The organism is Campylobacter rectus, from assembly GCF_004803795.1.
Lineage (GTDB): Bacteria > Campylobacterota > Campylobacteria > Campylobacterales > Campylobacteraceae > Campylobacter_A > Campylobacter_A rectus.
The window spans coordinates 568210-587261 of record NZ_CP012543.1 but is presented as its reverse complement, the minus strand read 5'-3'; the positions used below and the strand labels follow the sequence as shown (position 1 = coordinate 587261).

Annotated in this window: 21 protein-coding genes and 1 pseudogene; 4 read left to right on the top strand and 18 right to left on the bottom strand. The window is 45.0% G+C overall.

The genetic code is table 11. From position 1 onward, the window contains the following. Positions 1 to 18: 18 nt before the first annotated feature. Together CRECT_RS02875 and CRECT_RS02870 are read right to left on the bottom strand one after the other, a co-directional pair. On the bottom strand, positions 19 to 264 hold the full coding sequence (locus tag CRECT_RS02875; protein WP_004319321.1) for an RNA-binding regulator: 246 nt from the start codon (positions 262 to 264) through the stop codon (positions 19 to 21). Between the two features lie 818 nt (positions 265 to 1082). Continuing rightward, on the bottom strand, positions 1083 to 1631 hold the full coding sequence (locus CRECT_RS02870; protein ID WP_004319186.1) for a DJ-1 family glyoxalase III: 549 nt from the start codon (positions 1629 to 1631) through the stop codon (positions 1083 to 1085). Between the two features lie 87 nt (positions 1632 to 1718). Between CRECT_RS02870 and CRECT_RS12925 the strand changes: the two genes are divergently transcribed. Further along, positions 1719 to 1970 (top strand): SelT/SelW/SelH family (seleno)protein, encoded by a 252-nt coding sequence (locus tag CRECT_RS12925; RefSeq protein WP_257792185.1) that lies wholly within the window; start codon positions 1719 to 1721, stop codon positions 1968 to 1970. 28 nt (positions 1971 to 1998) lie between these two features. Here CRECT_RS12925 and CRECT_RS02860 read toward each other — a convergent pair whose 3' ends face one another. The 10 genes from CRECT_RS02860 to pheS form a co-directional block, all read right to left on the bottom strand. Next, positions 1999 to 2613, bottom strand: coding sequence for a DUF4304 domain-containing protein (locus tag CRECT_RS02860; protein ID WP_004319254.1), 615 nt, complete (start codon positions 2611 to 2613; stop codon positions 1999 to 2001). An 18-nt stretch (positions 2614 to 2631) separates the two neighbouring features. Continuing rightward, positions 2632 to 3198, bottom strand: a complete 567-nt coding sequence (gene efp / locus CRECT_RS02855; RefSeq protein WP_002948377.1) for an elongation factor P — start codon at positions 3196 to 3198, stop codon at positions 2632 to 2634. Between the two features lie 115 nt (positions 3199 to 3313). Next, entirely contained in the window at positions 3314 to 3541 is a 228-nt protein-coding gene (locus tag CRECT_RS02850) for a hypothetical protein (protein ID WP_004319243.1), read from the bottom strand. A 45-nt stretch (positions 3542 to 3586) separates the two neighbouring features. After that, on the bottom strand, positions 3587 to 5164 hold the full coding sequence (gene serA, locus CRECT_RS02845; RefSeq protein WP_004319208.1) for a phosphoglycerate dehydrogenase: 1578 nt from the start codon (positions 5162 to 5164) through the stop codon (positions 3587 to 3589). Further along, positions 5161 to 5646 carry a hypothetical protein gene (locus CRECT_RS02840; protein WP_004319147.1) on the bottom strand — a complete coding sequence of 162 codons (486 nt, stop codon included), beginning with the start codon at positions 5644 to 5646 and terminating at the stop codon, positions 5161 to 5163. Before CRECT_RS02840 ends, serA begins: the two co-directional genes overlap by 4 nt. Before the next feature lie 4 nt (positions 5647 to 5650). Next, positions 5651 to 7321, bottom strand: a complete 1671-nt coding sequence (locus tag CRECT_RS02835) for a 30S ribosomal protein S1 (RefSeq protein WP_004319203.1) — start codon at positions 7319 to 7321, stop codon at positions 5651 to 5653. A gap of 137 nt (positions 7322 to 7458) precedes the next feature. Then, on the bottom strand, positions 7459 to 8289 hold the full coding sequence (locus tag CRECT_RS02830; RefSeq protein WP_039888074.1) for a 4-hydroxy-3-methylbut-2-enyl diphosphate reductase: 831 nt from the start codon (positions 8287 to 8289) through the stop codon (positions 7459 to 7461). Continuing rightward, a complete protein-coding gene (gene aroA / locus CRECT_RS02825; RefSeq protein ID WP_004319181.1) occupies positions 8279 to 9553 on the bottom strand; it encodes a 3-phosphoshikimate 1-carboxyvinyltransferase in 1275 nt (424 codons plus the stop codon). The genes CRECT_RS02830 and aroA overlap by 11 nt, the downstream gene beginning before the upstream one ends. Then, positions 9550 to 11883, bottom strand: coding sequence for a phenylalanine--tRNA ligase subunit beta (pheT, locus tag CRECT_RS02820; protein ID WP_004319322.1), 2334 nt, complete (start codon positions 11881 to 11883; stop codon positions 9550 to 9552). The genes aroA and pheT overlap by 4 nt, the downstream gene beginning before the upstream one ends. Continuing rightward, positions 11880 to 12872, bottom strand: a complete 993-nt coding sequence (gene pheS, locus CRECT_RS02815; RefSeq protein WP_004319193.1) for a phenylalanine--tRNA ligase subunit alpha — start codon at positions 12870 to 12872, stop codon at positions 11880 to 11882. The genes pheT and pheS overlap by 4 nt, the downstream gene beginning before the upstream one ends. 123 nt (positions 12873 to 12995) lie before the next feature. Between pheS and CRECT_RS02810 the strand changes: the two genes are divergently transcribed. Continuing rightward, positions 12996 to 13349 (top strand): histidine triad nucleotide-binding protein, encoded by a 354-nt coding sequence (locus CRECT_RS02810; RefSeq protein ID WP_004319333.1) that lies wholly within the window; start codon positions 12996 to 12998, stop codon positions 13347 to 13349. A 157-nt stretch (positions 13350 to 13506) separates the two neighbouring features. On the opposite strand, the gene CRECT_RS02805 is transcribed toward CRECT_RS02810, so the two are convergent. Continuing rightward, a complete protein-coding gene (locus CRECT_RS02805) occupies positions 13507 to 13677 on the bottom strand; it encodes a hypothetical protein (protein WP_157752378.1) in 171 nt (56 codons plus the stop codon). Continuing rightward, positions 13674 to 14402, bottom strand: a complete 729-nt coding sequence (locus CRECT_RS02800) for a YaaW family protein (protein ID WP_004319210.1) — start codon at positions 14400 to 14402, stop codon at positions 13674 to 13676. Before CRECT_RS02800 ends, CRECT_RS02805 begins: the two co-directional genes overlap by 4 nt. Before the next feature lie 160 nt (positions 14403 to 14562). Here CRECT_RS02800 and CRECT_RS02795 point away from each other — a divergent pair, with 160 nt between their 5' ends. Further along, entirely contained in the window at positions 14563 to 14769 is a 207-nt protein-coding gene (locus tag CRECT_RS02795) for a hypothetical protein (protein WP_004319198.1), read from the top strand. 361 nt (positions 14770 to 15130) lie between these two features. Here the strand turns inward: CRECT_RS02795 and CRECT_RS13175 are convergent, their stop codons facing one another. From CRECT_RS13175 to argH, 4 genes and pseudogenes are all read right to left on the bottom strand, one after another. Next, positions 15131 to 15439, bottom strand: a complete 309-nt coding sequence (locus CRECT_RS13175) for a CZB domain-containing protein (RefSeq protein ID WP_375804299.1) — start codon at positions 15437 to 15439, stop codon at positions 15131 to 15133. Positions 15440 to 15496: 57 nt separating this feature from the next. Continuing rightward, positions 15497 to 15817 (bottom strand): annotated as a pseudogene (locus CRECT_RS13170) (methyl-accepting chemotaxis protein); the annotation flags it as partial. Positions 15818 to 16596: 779 nt separating this feature from the next. Then, a complete protein-coding gene (locus CRECT_RS12920; protein WP_004319176.1) occupies positions 16597 to 16719 on the bottom strand; it encodes a hypothetical protein in 123 nt (40 codons plus the stop codon). A gap of 16 nt (positions 16720 to 16735) precedes the next feature. After that, positions 16736 to 18109, bottom strand: coding sequence for an argininosuccinate lyase (argH, locus tag CRECT_RS02785; protein ID WP_039888072.1), 1374 nt, complete (start codon positions 18107 to 18109; stop codon positions 16736 to 16738). 115 nt (positions 18110 to 18224) lie between these two features. On the opposite strand from argH, the gene CRECT_RS02780 reads away from it, so the two are divergent. Further along, positions 18225 to 19046 (top strand): replication initiation protein, encoded by an 822-nt coding sequence (locus tag CRECT_RS02780; RefSeq protein WP_039888065.1) that lies wholly within the window; start codon positions 18225 to 18227, stop codon positions 19044 to 19046. The last annotated feature ends 6 nt before the right edge of the window (positions 19047 to 19052 follow it).

Here is a 19052-nt window from a genome sequence, read left to right as displayed (position 1 = left end):
TCAGATTTGACGGCCGGATTATTCTTTAGGTTTAGATTCGTTTACTCTTAGAGCTCTGCCGCCTACTTCCTTGTTGTTTAGCGCTTCGATCGCTTTTAGCGCGTCTGCATCGTTCTCCATCTCGACAAATCCGAATCCTTTGGAGCGATTCGTATCGCGATCTTTGACGATTTTTGCGCGTTTTACTTCGCCAAACGGCGCAAATGTATCCTTAAGCTCTGCCTCAGTCATACGATATGACAAGTTACCGACGTAAATATTCACAGTAACGTTTCCTTAAATCAAATTCCCGATAAATCGGTTAAGAGATGATACCTGAATTTAAATAAAAAAGCTAGATACAAAACGTAATTTTTATAATTTTTTATTGATTTTAAACATTGGCGCCGATTTTTGAAATTTTATTTATTTTTGACGGTTTTTGATCGGATAAATTTGCCGTAAATTTTGGGGTTTTGGCGGTGATGCGGCAAATTTACAACTCGTATCGCCTCGCTATCGCGGACGAATTTTATGCCTAAAATCGTTTAGTGTCGTCAAAAAGGCGCTTTTGCAAAGTTTGTATATTTTATGATTAATGCCCGCTCGCCGGTTAAATTTGAACTAAAAATTCTAAACAAGAGTTCGTTTTATGGTTTTTGCGACATCGCCAAGATAAAATGCCGACGTCCGAATCACGATGTCGGAACTATCGGTTTTGATCCTGGCGCCTCGCATATTTTTACGTGAGCCGAATAAAACGCGACCGCTTTAACAATCTACGCGTTTCTACCGAAACAAATTTTACTAAATTGCTAAATTTTAACGCCCTTAAAAATAAGCTCGAATTTAGTTGAGCTTATTTTGTTTAGCGATAAATTGGCGCTATCCGGCGCTTTATCTCGACTTACGCTCGCCATAAACCGCCGTAACCGCGCCGGCTTTAGCCTTTTTAGGCTGCGCCCTATTTTTTAGAGCCAAAATTTATATAGTATATTAAATTCGGCAAATTTTATACATTTTATCAAACTTTGACTTCGACGCCTTTTGCCTAAACAGATACGCAGACGTATTTCATACTCGTCAAATTTGACGCAACAAGGCTATTTTACAAACAAAAGACCGTCTTTCACTTCGTTATAAACTTGCTCGCCGTTTAAAATTTTAACCAACTGCAAAGCAAACTCCATCGCGGTGGCGGGACCCTTTGAAGTGATGATATTTCCGCTTTGCACGACGTTTTTGTCGCTCACGTACGTTCCGCCCTCGACGTTAGCCTCGCAGCTAGGATAGCAAGTAAACTCGCCCTTCATCACCTCGGCCACCCCAAGAGCTATCGGCGCAGCGCAAATAGCGGCGACGAATTTGCCTTTTTTGTCAAACTTTTTGATCGTCTCTCTCATTTTTAGATTGCCGGAGAGGTTTGTGACACCGGGATACCCGCCCGGCAAAACCAGCATATCATACTCCTCGATCTCAAGGTCGTAAAGCGTCATATCGCATACGAATTTCATCCCGTGAGCGCCTGTAATAGGTAGCTTGTCAAGCCCGACCATATGAGCCTCCACGCCGCCTCGTCTAAGCACATCGACGATGCTAACGCCCTCTATCTCCTCAAACCCGTCGGCAAAAATCACGGCAACTTTTTTCATATCGTCTCCTTAAATTTTTCATAATTATACCGCCGTTTGCTAAATTTACGCTATAATCGGCGCACTTTAAATTCGAAAGGAAGGAAAATGGAAGTAAAGATTACATATTGCAATTCTTGAAACTATAGACCGGTAGCTTCTCGTGTAGAAGATGAATTTTTAAGTCAAATTCCAGGCGCTAATGTTAGCAAAATCGTCGGTAGCGGCGGAAACTTCATAATCGAAGTAGATGGAAAGATAATCTTTTCTAAAAAAGATCTCATCGGCACAGAGGTAAATGCCCTGCCAAATTACGAAGAGATCGTTGCTCTAGTCGATAACGTTAAAAAATCAGTTTAGAGTCTAAGCCGAGGCTTAGGCTTTGGCTTTAAATTCTTTCAAATTTTATCTCGTCTTTTTCGTATTTTTTAAGCAATCCGTTTATACGCCCCTCGAAAATTTTCCATCTAGCTTCATTTCCGTATTTTTGAAATAAATTTAACGCTTGGCGGATCAAAATTTCTTGCTCATGCTTTATGAGTAAATATTCAAAAAGCTGGTCAATCACCGCTAGGCCGTTTCGCTCCAACATCAAACCAATCAAATTTCGTTCGGTTTTTATCTCGTCAAAAAATATAAACGCCGCTTTTAAATCGCTTGATAAATTTTTGCAAAGCGCTGCCGTGTCGGTATTTTCATTGATTTCATAGTAGGCGGTCTTGGAGTCTATGATAGATGAAATTCTTTCTCTAAAATGGCATTCGTATTCTTTGGGTTTTGAGACGGTTTCTTTACGGGTTGCGGCGTCGATAAATGCGCCGTAAATGCCGCAATTTACGTAAAATCTGGTTTTAAATGCAGTATTGCCGCTACTTTTTTGAAAATTTACGACATATATAAATTCGGGAGTATTTTTGTAGAAATTTAGCCCGTTTTTAGTAAAGCCGTTATCTTTAAATAGCGGCTTTACTTGGGCTATGAGCTCGTCAAATTTTGCTTTCATCAAATTTGACGACTGCGATTATTTATTTGCGCGCTCGATGTATTCGCCGCGGACGGTATCTACGCGGATGACCTCGCCCTCAAGCACGTGAAAAGGTATCTGCACGACTGCGCCGCTCTCAAGAGTCGCAGGCTTTTTGCCGCCCTGCGTGTCGCCTTTAAAATTCGGCGGAGTCTCGACGATCTTTAGCTCGACCACCTGCGGTACTTCTACGCCGATAGCCTTGCCGTTGTGAAACAAAATCTCAACCATCATACCGTCTATCATCCATTTTTTGACATCGCCCACGTCCTCGTCGCTGATCGCCACCTGCTCGTAGGTCGCGGTGTCCATAAACTGACAGAACTCGCCGTCGTCGTAGAGATACTGCATCTCTTTTTCTTCCAAATTAGGCTGGTCGCATTTGTCGCCCGCGTGGAACGTCTTTTCAAGCACTTTGCCGTCGATGAAAGATTTTATTTTCGCGCGCACGAAAGCCGCTCCCTTGCCCGGTTTTACGTGCTGATACTCGACGACCTTATACGGAACGCCGTCCAGCTCGATCTTTAGTCCTTTTTTTAGGTCGCCCATAGAATAGGTTGCCATTTTTTCTCCTTGTGGTTTTAAAGGGTGATTATATCAAAAAAATTTTTAGTTCAGTTTAAGAAGCGGCGAGGCGGCAAAATTTGACCGCGATCGCCAAAATAAAAAACGCTTAAATTTAGGGTTTAAATTTAAACTCGCCTTTTTCCTTACTTTTACTTTGCTCGGACTGCGAGTAGATCTCTCTTTTTAACTGCTCGCTCACGCTAGGCTCGTCTTTTTGTATCTTTTGAAATTTCTTTTTTTCGGTCAAAATTTTCTCGAAATTTTTCGTGCTTTGCTTTTGCGCCTCGCTCTCGCAGCCGGCGATCAAAAATAAAATCGGAATAAAAAATAAAATTTTCATTTTTCTACTCTTTCTTTAAATTTAAGACCGAATTCGAGCTTAAATTTAGACGACAGCGTATTTCGCCCAGACGCAGACGTCAAGCTCGTTTAGCTTGGCCAGCGTCTCTTTAGTGATCTTTTCATCGACCAGCACCACCGCAAGCGCCATGCCGTGATCGTCGCGTCCTAGGCGGAAATCGGCGATGTTTATCTTTTCTGCCGCTAAAATAGTGCTTATCTGCGCGATAACGCCGGGAACGTCGTTGTTTTTAAAGATAATCATCTTGCCTTTAGGTTTAAAGTCCGTTTTAAAGCCGTTTATGGTTACGATACGCTGCTGATTTTCGCCGAACACCGTTCCGCCGATCGTCACGACGTCGTTTTCGGTCGTGATGCGAACGGTGATTTTATTTTTGAAAATACTGTCGCCGCCGACGCTACTCTCGGTCGTTATGCCCTTTTCGTCGCACAAAAATTTAGCGTTTATGTAGTTTATCGTGTCGCCGAGGCTCTCTTTTAAAGCGCCGACGATGGCGAAAGTGAGCATAGAGTTTGCATACTCGCTGATCGGGCCGTGCGTCTCGATACGAATAGCCTTGATCGCCTTTTTGTTGATCTGAGCGGCGAGGAAGGCCATCTTGCTCGTAAGCTCGATATAAGGCTCGACAAAGGGCGGCAAATCTTCCGTTTTTATCGGTAAATTTAGCGCGTTTGGATAACTGATGCCGCGCGCTGCAGAGATAGCCTGCTCGGCAGCCGCTACAGCGATGTTGGCTTGAGATTCGAGCGTATTTGCGCCAAGATGAGGCGTGACGCTGACGTTGTTTAGCTCAAGCAGCGGATGGCTGGTCGCGGGCTCTTTTGAAAATACGTCGATGCCGGCAAACGCGATCTTGCCGCTTTTTAGACCGTTATACAGCGCCTCTTCGTTGTAAAGACCGCCGCGAGCGCAGTTTATGAGGCGCACGCCGTCTTTCATCTTTGCGATCTCCGCCTCGCCGATCATATTGGTCGTCTCTTTGGTCTTTGGCGTGTGGATCGTGATAAAGTCGCAGGCTAGAATGTCGTCGAAATTTCGCGTATAAACGCCGCCCATATCGGTTACTTTCGAAGGATCGATATAAGGATCGTAAGCGACGATCTTCATACCGAAAGCCGCGGCTCTAATCGCCACGCGAGAGCCGATATTGCCAAAGCCGATAACGCCTAGAGTTTTGTTAAAAAGCTCGACGCCGTACCATTTCTCGCGCTTCCAAATTCGGTCGATTTTTAGGTCGTTGTGAGCATAGGGAAAGGATCTGGCGGCGGCTAACATATGAGCCATCGTTAGCTCCACTGCGGCGATTGTGTTTGCCGTAGGGACGTTCATCGCGATGATACCGCGCTTTGAGCAGCCGTCCATATCCACGTTATCCACGCCCACGCCCGCGCGCACGAGAGCTTTTAGATTTTTCGCCGCGCTTAAAAACGCCTCGCCGACCTCGGTCGAGCTTCGCGTGATGGCCACATCGGCCTCGCCCAATATCTCTAAAAGCTTATCTTTAGGCACGCTCACCGCGTCTATTACTTTTATATCCTCTTCGCGATTTAAAATTTCAAAGCCGACTTTATGTATCGCGTCGCACACCATTATCGTTTTCATAGCCTGATCTCCTTGAATGTTGAGCGTATATCATACGCTTTAAGCTCGTTTATAATGCGGTCTAAAACGCCGTTATCTTGCGTGTTGATGTAAATTAAATTTTGCGAATTTTCTTTTACTACGCTAAAATCGACGGGTATGTTTTTTAAAATTTGAGTAAGGCAAAACATCGAGTAAAGATCGTTTTTATCGATCATCAACTGATAAGCCGTTTTGATAGCGGCTTTTGGTTCATCTCTAAATTCTATAAATATCTCGTTGCTTGCCAGGGCGTATTTTTTAGGAGCTAAATTCGCCATTTCGCCGACCCATAAAGCAGGGCCGGCGCTCAAATTTTGCTCCTCGTTATTTTGCGACATTTTTAGCTCCGTAGGCGTCGGCTCTTTTAAATTTACGTCCGCGTACTTATACAGCAAAGCGCCGCACATACAGACAAAAACCGATAAAAAAGCCATCGCGCCCCAGAGCAGATATCGCTTCATTTAGTTATGATAGCTGCTCTTTGATAATATCGCCCAAGGTAACTTTATCGTCGCTGTTTATCTCGTTTAGCACTTCACGCTCTTTTTGACGAGCTAAGCGTCTGATGCTTAGACGGATTCTGTTTTTCTTCTCGTCGATAAAGGCTATCGCGGCTTCGATATTGTCGTTTATGTTTAGGCTTTCAGCGCTTACGTTACCGAGGTCCTCTTTGCGGATGAGCGCATCTACGTTATCGCCGAGCTCCACAAATACGCCAAAATCCTTAATGTCGCGAATTTTACCCGTTACGATATCGCCTACGTTAAATTTTTTCGCATAGGCTTGCACCGGACTTTGTTTTAGATCTTTTTGGCTAAGTGAAATTTTTTGCTCGTTAGCATCGATTTTGATGATTTTAACCTCGATCTCGTCGCCTATTTTAAACAAATCCTTGCACTTATCGTTTCTGTCCCAAGAAGCGTCTTCGTTGTGAAGCAAGCCCTCAACCGCGCCGATCCTAACGAATGCGCCAAAGTTCGTCACGCTAGTAACCACCCCTTTTGTAACGTCGCCTTCTTTAAATTTAGCTTTAAATTCGTCAAACGGTTTTTTAAGTAAATTTTTAAGGCTTACTCTTAGGCGGCGATCGTTTGCATCTATCTCGATGACCTCGACGTCAAGCTCCTCGCCTTCGCTAATATGGTCTTTAGGGTTTTTGATATTTTTATCCCATGAAATTTCAGAAATGTGCAAAAAGCCTTCTATATCGTTGCCAAGATCTACAAATGCGCCGTAAGGCTCGATGTTGCTGACGGTTACTTTTATCGTATCGCCTACTTCTAGTCCGTCTTTTATCTCTTCCCAAGGATCCGGAGTCGCGGCTTTTATAGATAGAGATAGGTGCTTTTTCTCGTTGTCGTATTTGATAACCCTTACTAAAACTTTATCGCCCTCTTTGTAGATAGAGCCCGGATTTACGGGGCCTTTGTAGCTTATCTCGCTGTAATGCACAAGGCCATCTACGCCGCCGACATCAACAAACATACCGTAGGTGGTGATTTTCTTGACCACGCCTTCTATCACGTCCGTATTTTCAGCGACTGCGGATATCGCTTCTCTTTTTCTTTTTCTATCTTCGTCGAGGAGTTTTTTTCTCGATACGATGATGCTTTGCTCGTCTTTGTCTATCTTTATGACCTTTACTTTAAACGACTTTCCGACGACTGCGTTTGCATCTTTAAAACCTCCTTGAGAGCGAGGCAAGAAAAACTCTACTCCGTCGCTATTTTGAGCGACGAAACCGCCTTTATTTTTACCGATGATTTTTACGTCGAATACGTCTTGATTTTCTTCGTTGTATGAGTCGATATAAGCTTTTACTTTTTCTTTTCTAAGCGCTTTTTTATGAGAGACGATCGGCTTTCCGCCTCTTGAACCGGTTATTACGACTTTTATCGTGTCGCCTACTTTAAATTTAATCTCTCCGTTTTCGTCTTGGATCTCGGAAATATCTAAAATCCCCTCCGACTTTTTACCGACGTTTACGAAAACCTCGCTATCCTTGATATCAACGATTATTCCGTCGCTATCTTCTTCGGTCTTTTTAAAAGACTCCTCTAACATTGCGGCAAAATCGACTTCTTCGATATCGTCGTTTGCCTTACTAAGCTGAACTTTTTTGTTCACCGCAGCCATCTTGTTCCTTTTTTGTATATTTTGCTTTTTAACACAATTAGCGCCAATTTTACTTAATATTAACTTATTTGTAGATTAACTTACTAAATTTCAGGGTTAAATTTTGAAATTTTATTTAAAAAAGTAATGCGAGATTATTAAATTTTAAAGCTCTCCAGCCTACCAACCACTTTTTGAATGATCCAGTCGGGCGTCGAGGCTCCTGCGCTCACTCCGCACAGATTTTTGCCCTCAAACCAAGCTCTTTCGAGTTCGGATTCGTTTTCTACGAGATAGCTATCCTCGCACGCACTTTTTGAGATGAGATAAAGCTGCTTCGTATTTGAGCTGTTTTTACCGCCCACGATCACCATTGCATCGGCCTTTGCGGCTAAATTTTTAACCGCCTCCTGATTTTCAAACGTCGCGTTGCAAATCGTATTAAAAACGCGCACTTCTTTCACGCGAAGCATCAAAAAATTTACGATTTGCATAAATTTTTCTACCTTGCGCGTAGTTTGGCTGATGACGGCGACTTTTTGCGCAAATTTAACGCCAGCTAGCTCACCCTCATCAAGCACGACGAAAACCTTACCTACGGCGTATGATTTCACGCCCTTTATCTCGGGGTGATTTTCATCGCCGAATATCACGATATCATAGCCCTCTTTGCTCATTTTCTCGCAAATTTGCTGCGGCTTGGTGACAAAAGGGCACGTCGCGTCGATCACCTTTATATCGCTTTTTTTTAGCTCGGCTAGGTCGCCTTTTGTGATACCGTGCGTGCGGATGATCGCCTTTTTTGCACCGTTGATCTCATCTATGCCCTCAAGCGTCTTGACGTTAAAATTTTTATTCAGGCGATTTATCTCGTCGTTGTTATGGATGATAGGGCCGATAGTTACGGCATCTTTGGCGTTTTCGGCGATCTTTATCGCGCGCTTGACGCCAAAACAAAAGCCGTAACTGCTAGCAAGCTCAATCCTCAACGCTAGCTCCAAGTTGCCTTAAAATCCCGCTAAAATTCGGAAACGAAGTCGCGATAAATTCGCTCTTTTCTATAACCATTCCGCATTTTAGCCCGAGCACCGCAAAGCTCATCGCGATACGGTGGTCGCCGCTACTGTCGATGATAGCGCAGTTTGCCTCGCCGCCTTTTACGCTAAAGCCGTCTTCAAATTCTTCGACCTCAAGCCCGCATTTTCGCAGACCTTGCACCATGATCGCGATGCGGTCGCTCTCTTTGACGCGAAGCTCTTTTGCGTTTCTCACGCTACTCGTGCCCTGCGCGTTTGCAAATGCGATGGCAAGTGCGGGCACCTCGTCGATTAGCCATGAGATATTTTCGCTCACGTCCACGGCCTTTAACGGTGTGTGCTTTATCTCAATCTCGCCGATACTTTCGTATGTGCCGGAAGTCTCTTTAAACGTTACTTGCGCGCCCATTTTGGATAAAATTTTAAAGGCTTCCACGCGCGTTTTATTTAGCAACATGTTTTTTAGCACGATGTGAGAATTCGGGATTATCGCTGCGGCTACGGCAAAGAAAAATGCCGAGCTAGGATCGTTTGGTACGCAAATTTCAAGCGGTTTTAGCGGCGTGCTCATCGGCCCCACTTTGACGCCGTGCGGTAAAATTTGCAAACCAGCACCCATACCTTTTAGCATACGCTCGGTGTGATCGCGACTAAGCTCAGGTTCGCTAAGCTCGCAGCCGTTTGATTTTAGTCCCGCCAAAATCAGTGCCGATTTTACCTGCGCAGAGGCGATTTTACTATCAAATTTAAAATACTCCAGCTTCTTGCCGCGTATCGCCAGTGGCGCGTGATCTCCGCCGTTTGCGCCGTCTATCTTAGCTCCGACGCTAATTAACGGTTTAGCCACGCGCGCCATCGGACGCCGATTTAAAAACTCGTCTCCGCTTAGCACGAAAAAGCCCTCGCTAGCGGCCAAAAAGCCCATAAAAAGCCTCATCGCCGTGCCAGAGTTCCCGCACTCTAAAACAACGCTAGGCTCTTTTAAATTTGCGCTCGGAGTTATGATTAGCTCGCCCTCTTTTTCCTCGATATGCGCGCCCAAATTTTTTACGATTTCTAGCGTATTTAGCGTATCCTCGGCCTTTAGATAGTTTTTCACGCGACTTGGCCTATCGCTTAAAAGCGAAAATATCGCGCATCTATGCGAGATGGACTTATCCGCCGCGATGTTTTCCAAGCTCGCGCTTATCGGCGTTCTTAATGCGTAAACTTTCATCTTAGTCCGATATTTAAATTTTGCTTTAAAGCGTCCAAAATTTTATCCATTATCGCCGCCACTTCCTCGTCTTCAAGCGTCTTTTGTATGTCTTGGAAGTTAAATTTGACGCTCAGGCTTACGTCGTCTCCGAGCTTTTCGTCTGAATATATATCAACCGGCGCAAATTCTTTTAGGCACTCGATTTTTAGCGCATTTATGCACTCTTTTATCGCTTCAAATTTCATGGATTTAGGCACGATTAGGCTCAAATCTCTGCTGATAGCAGGGAATTTCGAGTAGGCTTTGACGACCGCGATATCAAATTTAAGCTTTTCAAACTCTATCTCGCAAAGATAGGTTCGCGGCAGGTCGCGCGCAGCCTCGACTCGTACGTCTACGCGGCCGATATAACCAACGCAAACGCCGTTTTGATAGATTTTAGCTTGTTCAAATTCGCTTAGATATTTTACATCGTCGCACGCTTTTAGCTCAAATTCGCCGACCGCGTTTCTAACGGCCGTAGCAAAGCCTAAGAAGTCGATATCGGCAGGCTTTGCGCCGTTTAGCAGGCTGGGCTCTTTTGTAAGTCCGCTAGCTACGAAGCCAAATCTCTCGCTTTGCTCGCCATCCTCGCTAAATACGCTACCGAATTCAAAAATTTTGACCGATTTGCGCTGATTTTTTACGTTTCGCTCGGCCGATTTTAGCAAGTGATTTGCAAGCGTCGGTCTTAGCGTGTTTAGCTCGCTATTTATCGGGTTGGTTATCTCGGCCTTACAAGGCGCAAAACCGAGCGCCGCTAGCTCGCCAGCATCGTCAAATACATAATGCACGCTCTCGAAAAATCCGGCCGCAGCGGCTTTTTTACGCAAATTTAGAGCGTTTTTGTAGTCGGTAAAGGTATCGTTTATACGGTTAGCTTCGCTGAAATTTAGCGGCTTTGAGGCGATATTATCGATACCGACCATTCGCACGATCTCCTCGCACACGTCCTGCGCATTTACGATATCGTGGCGAAATAACGGTACTTTCACGTTCGCGCCCTCTTTTTCGGCGTTAAAAGTTACGCTAAATCCAAGCTTTTTAAGTATCCTCACAACGTCGTTTTGAGCGACTTCTTGACCGATCATTTTTTGCATTTCGCTCATCGTAAAGCTCACTACCTTCGGTTCGCGCGTCATTACGCTTTGCTGAGAGCCCGCATAAAGCGCTACCGATTTTAGCGCAGCTAGCTGTTTAAATAAAAAATCGGCTCCAAAACCGACGTTTGGCTCGCTACCTCTTAGCGAGCGATAAACCTGCGCTCGGCGCGGCATTTGCTTGTCCTCATAGACGGTGGTCGCGATCACTTGAGGATCGGTGTAGCTAGCCTCCACTATGATTAGTTTGCTATTTTCGTCAAGCCTCGCCGCGTCCGTTTGATATACGCCGCCAACGCCCAAAAGCTCGCCGCCGGCTAAAATTTCAGTCGCTAAATTTGTGCCTTTTTGCAAGTCAAAAACAGCGCGCTCGTCGTCCTTTTTGAGCTTGGCGTAATCATACGCGCTAAATAGCACGCCGGTTGAGTGCGTAGCGTAGTCTAGCAGGCGCTCGATGCGGTTTTGCTTATCGCACTCGATCAGCGCCAAACGGATCTTCATCAGCAAATTTTCATCAAAATACTCTTTTATCTCAAAGGCTCGGTACTGAAAGCCGCTTTGTAAATTTTCCTCGGCGTGGATAGCCAAAATGCGCCCGATACCGAGCAAATTTTCGCCCTCTTCGTATCTGGCGGCATCTTTTAGCGGCAAATCAAGCGCAGCCGATAGATCCCTCGCTACGCCGTAGACGCTCAGACAGTCGCCGCGGTTTGGCGTTAGCTCGATCTCGATGATATCGTCGTTTAGTAGCGGGTATTCGCAAATTTCTTTACCCAGTTTTAGCTCGCCGATACTTTCATCCAGCGGCATTATGCCGTCGTTTGTTTTTACGAGGCCTAGCTCGACGGATGAGCAGATCATACCGTTTGACTCGATGCCGCGTAGCTTTGCCCTCTTTATCTCTAGGCCGCTTGGCATAACGGCGCCTGATAGCGCCACCGGCACGAACTGTCCGGCTTCGACGTTTTTCGCGCCGCAGACGATTTGTAGCGTCTCGCCGCCTACATCCACTTGACAAACGCTTAGTTTCTCGGCGTTTTCGTGTTTTATCTTGCTTTTTACGTAGCCTACGACGATATTTTTAGGTACCCTGATCTCCTTAAAGCTATCAACCTCGAGCCCGATCGAATTTAACGTCTTTAGCAGCGTTTCGCTCGTTACGCTTGAGATGTCCAGCCATTCGTTTAGCCAATTTCTTGAAATTATCATTTAAACTGCTCCAATAATCTTAAATCTCCCTCGAAAAGCGAGCGCAAATCGGGAATTTGATGAAGCAGCATCGCAAATCTCTCGACTCCAAGTCCAAATGCGTATCCGCTCACGTTTTTGTAGCCGACGGCCTTAAAGACGTTCGGATCGACCACGCCGCATCCTAGCACCTCGAGCCAGCCCGTTTGCTTGCACACGCGGCATCCCTCGCTATGGCAGAAGATACAGCTGATATCGACCTCCGCGCTAGGCTCCGTAAACGGGAAAAAGCTAGGGCGAAAGCGCACTTTAACGTCGCCGAACATATATTTTAAGAAATTTTCAAGCATTGATTTTAAATTTGCAAAGCTCACTGCGCCGCCCTCCTCGACCACGAGGCCTTCCACCTGATGAAACATCGGCGTGTGCGTTAGATCCATATCGCGGCGAAATACCGTTCCCGGCGCTATCATGCGAATCGGCGGCTTTTTGCTCATCATCGTGCGCACCTGCACGGGGCTAGTGTGCGTGCGAAGCAGTCTAAAATCCTTAAAATAAAACGTGTCTTGCATATCGCGCGCAGGGTGGTATTTAGGTAAATTTAGCGCCTCGAAGTTGTGAAAATCATCTTCTATCAGCGGTCCCGTCTCGAGCGAGAAATTTTGCATCATAAAGTACTCGATGATCTTATCCATCGTAGCCATCACGGGATGCAGCGCGCCCGCGCCGCTTGGCTCGTTAAATAGCGTGATGTCGATGGCCTCAGCCTTCATCTTGGCTTTTATCTCGCCGCTTTCAAGCTCGGTTTTTTTAGCCGCCAAAAGCGCTTCAAATTCGTCTCTTAGCTTGTTTAAATTTGCCGCAAATTCCTTCTTGGCCGCTTCGTCCATATCCTTAAGCTTAGCAAACTCCGACGTGATCGCGCCCTTTTTGCCAAGTAGCGCGACGCGAATCTTGTCTAAATCCGCCAAATTCCCGCATTTTGCGATACTTTCTCTATACTCTTGCAAGTTTTTACCTTTACTGAATTTTGGGTTAGATTGTAGTCAAAATTTAATAAAATCTGCCTAAAAGGCGCGAAATTTTAACTTTTACTTGTTATAATTAAGCCAAATTTTAACGAGGAGAAAATCATGACGATATTTGAAAAAATCGTAGCGGGCGAGCTCCCGTGCAATAAGGTGCTAGAAAGCGAGAAATTTTTAGCCTTTAACGACATAAATCCAAAGGCTCCGATTCATATTTTGATTATTCCGAAAAAGCATTTTGAAAATTTCCAGGAGATGGACGGGGCGCTGATGGGCGAGATGACGAAATTTATCCAAGAGGTCGCGGTGCTGATGGGCGTGGATAAGAGCGGATATCGCCTGGTCACGAACTGCGGCGAAAACGGCGGTCAAGAGGTCATGCACCTGCACTTTCATCTGCTTGCCGGAGCAAAGCTCAGCTGGGTGGATGCCGCGACCGATCCGCAAAGCACGTTTTAAATTTTTAAAATTTACGCTCGGAATCCGAGTGTAAATTTGACTTAGCGAGCCGACTTTTAATCCGTGTCGGCTCGCTTGATTTTGCTTAAAATTTAAAGTCCGAATCAGGCTTTAAATTTAACCATCCCACCGGTTATAAATCCATTCGAAAAAGCTATCAGTAAAGCCGTATAATGGCGGCATAGATTAGCCATCTGATTATTGCAGCGTTGCGTTTTCTGCGTTTTTCACGCTTTTCCTTTTCCTCAAGCCAATTAAAAAACATATTGCTCAACTCGTAAAATATTTTTCCTGCTTTAAAACCTCCCCACAATGCCTCAAGTATCATTCTTCACCTTTATTTAAATAAACCTGCCTCAAAAAAGCCACTTGAATAACCGCAGGTATCGTCACTCTGTATGCAGGTCCGGCTATATCCACGGCAACCCAAAGTCCGGTAATCAGCCAGCCGATAGGTCCGGCAAATATTCCGATAGTCCTAGCGATGCCGGCGTTCGCTGCCAAACTTAACCCCCTGCCTAAAATCGCTTTTGCGATGGCATTTGCTACGATAAGAGCTATTTTATACGCCATAAATCCGCTTTGCCTGATCGCTATTTGTAAAGCCAACGTAATGCCTTCTGCAGTAAAATTCGTAGTATTGAGCCCCAACTCTTCCGAAACGACTTTTAGATCTTCCTCGCTCATCTTATCTAGGCTATCCGATAAAACTTTCATAAATAACGCTTGCTCTATGAGCTGAGTATTTTGCGCTTTATTATAATTTACCTTAAACTTATTGCAGACATCGTATAAAATTTCCTTATACAAAACACCGTGACCTCTAATTTTATTTACTATGGTATTTCCGCCAAAATACTGCAACTCCTCGAAAATTAATTCTACATACTTTTGATGATCGGGATAAAATTTTTTAAATAACTCATTATTGCTAAATTCTTCTGTCATTCTCTCATCGCCGTCTTTGCCCTTTAGGATTTCCACAAGCTCGTTCAAATCGCTACTTTTTAGCTCTCGCAAGAATTCCAAATCCTCATCAAATTTGTACGCCATTTTTACTCCTCGTTTAAAATTTGAAGAATGCTACTGAAACGAGCCTTAAGAGATATTAAATTTAAGGAATAAATCCTTATAAAATATAAATATAAAGTAATTATTCCTTAGTTGATAAGTCAGCCTATTTTCTCGAAAATTCCCGATAAAAAGGCTAAAAATGGGAAATAATCTATCAAAAAGAGATATTGCGGGGATTTTAAATATCGATACGAAAACGCTTTATAACTGGAAGAAAAACAAGCCCGAGCTCTACCGCATCGTTATGCTAGGGTTTAAATTCGACGAGCTCTTAAAACAAGCCGAAAACAACTTGGACGAGCTTCAAAAAATCGCGAAAGAAAATCAAAATTTTAGATTGAAGTAAATAGCGCGGACCAACCCTTAGCGCGATAAATTCGCAAGGGTTCGGCATCAAAATTTTAGTAAAAAATGCGGCGCCAAATTAAGCCAAATCCCGTAAAATTTGATGCCGTTAAAAAGATAAATCAAATTTAACCGCCCTGCAAAACGCGCCTTAAATTTGAGCGGAAATTTAAATTTGACTTGGCAAACCGATTTTTAAATCCGTTCGAATTTGCATCGATCCGCCTTAAAAAGCAAGCGCTAAAACGCCCGTCAAAAACCAATAATACTCGGCAGACATATTGAAAATATACGAATTTCGCATAATCTGCCGATTTTGATAAATTTAACCGCCCGCCGCAAAAGCGAGCGACCGAATTTTATTATTTCCTTGCCATCCTAACCGCGTCTAGTAGCGCCTCAAAGCCGACTTTGCTCGAATTTTCCACATCTTTTAGGATCTCCACCCCTGCGGCGTTGTCTTTGCCGCCGCCGGCAAAAATTTTGATCGCCTTATCAAGCCCGCTATGGACGTTTTCGTGGTGGCGCGAGATGTCCTGCACGACCTTGGCGTCTTTTACGATGATATTTTTGACCTTCTCGCTAAACCACCTGCCAAATCGGCAGTGCCCCACGTCGGGCACGCTTTCAAATTCGCCGTGAAGCGCAGCTCTGTAGCCGTTTAGTTTCATATTTATGTGGTCGATTTTGCCGTTGCTAACATTGACTTCGTTGGTCAAATTTAAAGCCTGATTTAAGATATTTTGCGTGTTTTCGTTTACGCTTGCGATAGCGTCCTGAAATTCGCCCAAAACCCGCATAACATCGCCCGATATTTTAGAAAAATTCTCGCTCATTCCTATCATCGTGTTTGAACTTTGTTTAAGTCCGTTTATATTTACCTCGACTTCGAGCGTCGCTTTTTGCGTGCGTTCGGCGAGCTTTCGCACCTCATCGGCCACGACGGCAAACCCGCGCCCGTGCTCGCCGGCCCGTGCCGCCTCGATAGCCGCGTTTAACGCCAGCAAATTCGTCTGATCCGAGATATCTTTGATTAGATTTATGATCTCCACGATAGACATCACGCTATCATTTAGGGACGAAGCGTCGTTTTGCAAGTCGCCGCTCATTTGCTGGACGTTTTCCATCGAGCCCACGATAAAGCTCGTTTGCTCGCGCAACTCGCCCGTTTTGGCGAAGGTGAGGTTGTTTAGCTCGTTTATGTTTTCAAGCATTTGTAAGTTTTCTTCCATCGTACCTTGCAAGAAATTCATACCGTCGGCATAGCTGGCCAGCAGTAGTTTCACCGTCTCCGCTTGAGGCTTTGGCGTATCTTCCTTGCCTACCGCACTAGATTTTACCGCCTCCAACTCACTTTGCAGCTTTTCGATCTGCGCTTTTAGGCTTTTATTTTCTTGCGCTAGAGCCGCATTTTTATCTTCTAACTCCTTTTTATATCCGCTTCCAAACATCTTTTCCTCCTTATTTTTTTATAATTATAATGAAATTTTCGCCTTTCGGCGGTAAAAATTTAAAATTTCGTTTATCTCGGCTTCGAAATTTAATTATCGGTCTCCGTCTATCTATCTGTCTTGTAGGTCTCAAGCAGTGCGATCTCGCCTGAGCTTAGTGCTAAATTTCGCCCGACTGCCCGCGCCGTCCTTAACTCCCGCGCGACCTTGCCCACGTATCTTAAGCCGGCTCTGCGCGTCTTTAGTTAAAAATATCGGGCAAATTCCCCGCCATCCTCACGCCCACGCCCGCTTCTATGCAACCGCCCGTTTTGGTAGCATAATTTTTACGCTCTCGCCGCTTAAATTTTAAAACGCTTAAAATTTCATTCTCGCATTTAAAAAACTGCGTTAGCCGGCTCTTTTTTATCGCACCTTTTCGTTCTCATCGCCCCGCCGACCTCAATGAAAATATGTCTGCCCTCATCCGTTATATACTCGCAAAGCTCTCGCACGGTCAAATTTGGCTCCTTAAATTTAGCCTTTCAGCCACTTGTTTAAAATTTCAATCTGCGCCGCCACGCTCTCATTTGCCGTGCCTCCTTGCGATTTGCGCGCCTCCTTAGAAGCGTTTAGATCAAGAAATTTAACCGCGCCCGCGTCCAAGCTTTCATCCACGCTTGCAAGCTGCTGCGCATTTAGCTCGCTCAAATCTAGACCCAAATTTTCCGCATACGCCACGGCCTTGCCCGTGATAAAGTGCGCCTGTCTAAACGGCACGTTTTTCTCCCGCACCAAAAAGTCGGCCAGATCGGTCGCCGTGAGGTGCCCGCGCCTGGTCATCGCGAGCATATTTTGCTCGTTAAATTTAGCCGTTTTTAACATCTGTTTTAAGATTTCAAGGCTCGCAAGCGCGGTAGAGACGCTGTCAAAAACGCCCTCCTTGTCCTCCTGCATGTCCTTGTTGTATGCCAGCGGCAAGCCCTTCATCACCGTTAGCAGAGCGACGAGATTGCCGTTTACGCGCCCCGTTTTGCCGCGGATTAGTTCGCACACGTCGGGGTTTTTCTTCTGCGGCATGATCGAGCTGCCCGTACTGTACGCGTCGCTGATCGTGACAAAGCCGAACTCCTGCGAGCTCCACAAGATTAGCTCCTCGCACAGGCGCGACGCATGCGTCATCAGCACGCTTACGTTAAACAAAATCTCCAGCGCAAAATCGCGGTCGCTGACGCTATCCATCGCGTTTGGCGTCACTCCCGCAAACCCCAGCTGCTGCGCGACCATCTCGCGATTTATCGGATGCGGCGTGCCAGCAAGCGCGGCAGAGCCTAGCGGACAGAGATTATTTCGCTCGCGCGAGCTAGCAAAGCGCTCGTAGTCGCGGCGAAACATAAACGCATAAGCTAGCAAATGATAGGCAAGGCTCACGGGCTGGGCGTGCTGAAGGTGCGTGTAGCCTGGCATCAGCGTGTCCGCGTGCTCGCTAGCTATATCTCGCAGAGCCTCTACTAGCTCGCGAGTTTTTTCGGCGAGCGCGGCACCGCTTTTAAGCACGTAGAGGCGAAAATCAAGCGCGACCTGATCGTTTCTGCTGCGCGCGGTGTGCAACCTGCCGCCAAGATCGCTTCCGATGAGCTCGCTTAGGCGCTTTTCGACCGCCATGTGGATATCCTCGTCGGCGGTTTTAAACTCAAATTTACCGCTTTTTATCTCCTCAAACACGGCGTCAAGCCCTGCGATGATCTTTTCGCTCTCGTCAGGTTTTAAAATCCCGCAAGCACCTAGCATCCGAGCGTGCGCCTTGCTACCTGCGATATCTTCTTGCCAAAGCGCCCTATCAAAGCCGATCGAGGCGTTAAACTCCTCCAAAAGCGCCGAACTCGCCTCGCTAAAGCGCCCTTCCCACATTTTTTTCACGCTCGCTCCTTCGTTTAAATTTTCGGTGATTTTATAAAATTTAAGTCGCAACACATTAAATTTACTCTATTATAGCAGTTAAATCTTTAAACTGCGAGGTATAGATATGAGTGAAATTTCTTTCTATTTTGGAAAGGGACATTTCGTGCTCGAGACTACAAAAAAAGTTGCCAAGCCAAATCACGCCGGCTCGCTCGTTTTTCGCAATAAAATGAATTCCGTTTTATTTCCCATCAACTTTACCGCTAGGGATTATGATATTTTCTTTACGATCTGCTGGTATGCCAAAGAAATGGGCTATACCGAAAATAAAGGCTTTATCGATATGCCGTATTCCGAGCTTGCGCGTTTTTATGAAAAAGGGATAAATAAAACCAGATTCAACGACGAAATAAAGGTATTTATCGATAAGGTTTTGGGTCGCAAGGGTTCGGCGATTTACAGATCGATTACTCACACGGAAGACGATGAAATTTTGAGCGTCGGCGTATTTTTTACCGATATCGATACTTTTAGAAACAAGCAGATTCTTCGTTTCAGAATGAATAAGCGCGCTCTTGACGTCCTTTTTGGAACTCTTAAATTTATGAGAATAAATCTTTATGACTTCGTTGCGATTAGGGGTAAATTTGCAAAGACTTTATATCGACTCTTACAGCAATACGAAAACATAAAGCCCGATAAAGACGGCTTTAAATGCGTAAATTTTACTAGATCTGATTTTGAAAATTTTATGTCTGCGCCTGAGTGCTACGGCTCAAAAGATCTTGATTGCCGGGTAATTCAGCCGTCCATTAATGAACTAAATGAGAGCTACTTTAAAAAACTTATATTTGAGAAGCAAATCTCAAATAAAAACAAAAAAGAGGTTGTCGGCTACTCGTTCAAATTCATTTTGAATGAAAAAACGGAAAGAATAGGGGCTTAAATCTGC

What these genes read in the sequence shown, in the direction of transcription:
- aroA (WP_004319181.1), bottom strand. Translation starts at nt 9,553, where the DNA reads ATGAAAGTTTACGCATTAAGAACGCCGATAAGCGCGAGCTTGGAAAAC.
- argH (WP_039888072.1), bottom strand. Translation starts at nt 18,109, where the DNA reads ATGTGGGAAGGGCGCTTTAGCGAGGCGAGTTCGGCGCTTTTGGAGGAG.
- CRECT_RS02860 (WP_004319254.1), bottom strand. Translation starts at nt 2,613, where the DNA reads ATGAAAGCAAAATTTGACGAGCTCATAGCCCAAGTAAAGCCGCTATTT.
- CRECT_RS02795 (WP_004319198.1), top strand. Translation starts at nt 14,563, where the DNA reads ATGGGAAATAATCTATCAAAAAGAGATATTGCGGGGATTTTAAATATC.
- CRECT_RS02870 (WP_004319186.1), bottom strand. Translation starts at nt 1,631, where the DNA reads ATGAAAAAAGTTGCCGTGATTTTTGCCGACGGGTTTGAGGAGATAGAG.
- CRECT_RS02840 (WP_004319147.1), bottom strand. Translation starts at nt 5,646, where the DNA reads ATGAAGCGATATCTGCTCTGGGGCGCGATGGCTTTTTTATCGGTTTTT.
- pheT (WP_004319322.1), bottom strand. Translation starts at nt 11,883, where the DNA reads ATGATAATTTCAAGAAATTGGCTAAACGAATGGCTGGACATCTCAAGC.
- CRECT_RS02850 (WP_004319243.1), bottom strand. Translation starts at nt 3,541, where the DNA reads ATGAAAATTTTATTTTTTATTCCGATTTTATTTTTGATCGCCGGCTGC.
- CRECT_RS02835 (WP_004319203.1), bottom strand. Translation starts at nt 7,321, where the DNA reads ATGGCTGCGGTGAACAAAAAAGTTCAGCTTAGTAAGGCAAACGACGAT.
- CRECT_RS02780 (WP_039888065.1), top strand. Translation starts at nt 18,225, where the DNA reads ATGAGTGAAATTTCTTTCTATTTTGGAAAGGGACATTTCGTGCTCGAG.
- CRECT_RS02800 (WP_004319210.1), bottom strand. Translation starts at nt 14,402, where the DNA reads ATGGCGTACAAATTTGATGAGGATTTGGAATTCTTGCGAGAGCTAAAA.
- CRECT_RS02810 (WP_004319333.1), top strand. Translation starts at nt 12,996, where the DNA reads ATGACGATATTTGAAAAAATCGTAGCGGGCGAGCTCCCGTGCAATAAG.
- efp (WP_002948377.1), bottom strand. Translation starts at nt 3,198, where the DNA reads ATGGCAACCTATTCTATGGGCGACCTAAAAAAAGGACTAAAGATCGAG.
- CRECT_RS13175 (WP_375804299.1), bottom strand. Translation starts at nt 15,439, where the DNA reads ATGAAACTAAACGGCTACAGAGCTGCGCTTCACGGCGAATTTGAAAGC.
- serA (WP_004319208.1), bottom strand. Translation starts at nt 5,164, where the DNA reads ATGAAAACGATAATGGTGTGCGACGCGATACATAAAGTCGGCTTTGAA.
- CRECT_RS02805 (WP_157752378.1), bottom strand. Translation starts at nt 13,677, where the DNA reads ATGATACTTGAGGCATTGTGGGGAGGTTTTAAAGCAGGAAAAATATTT.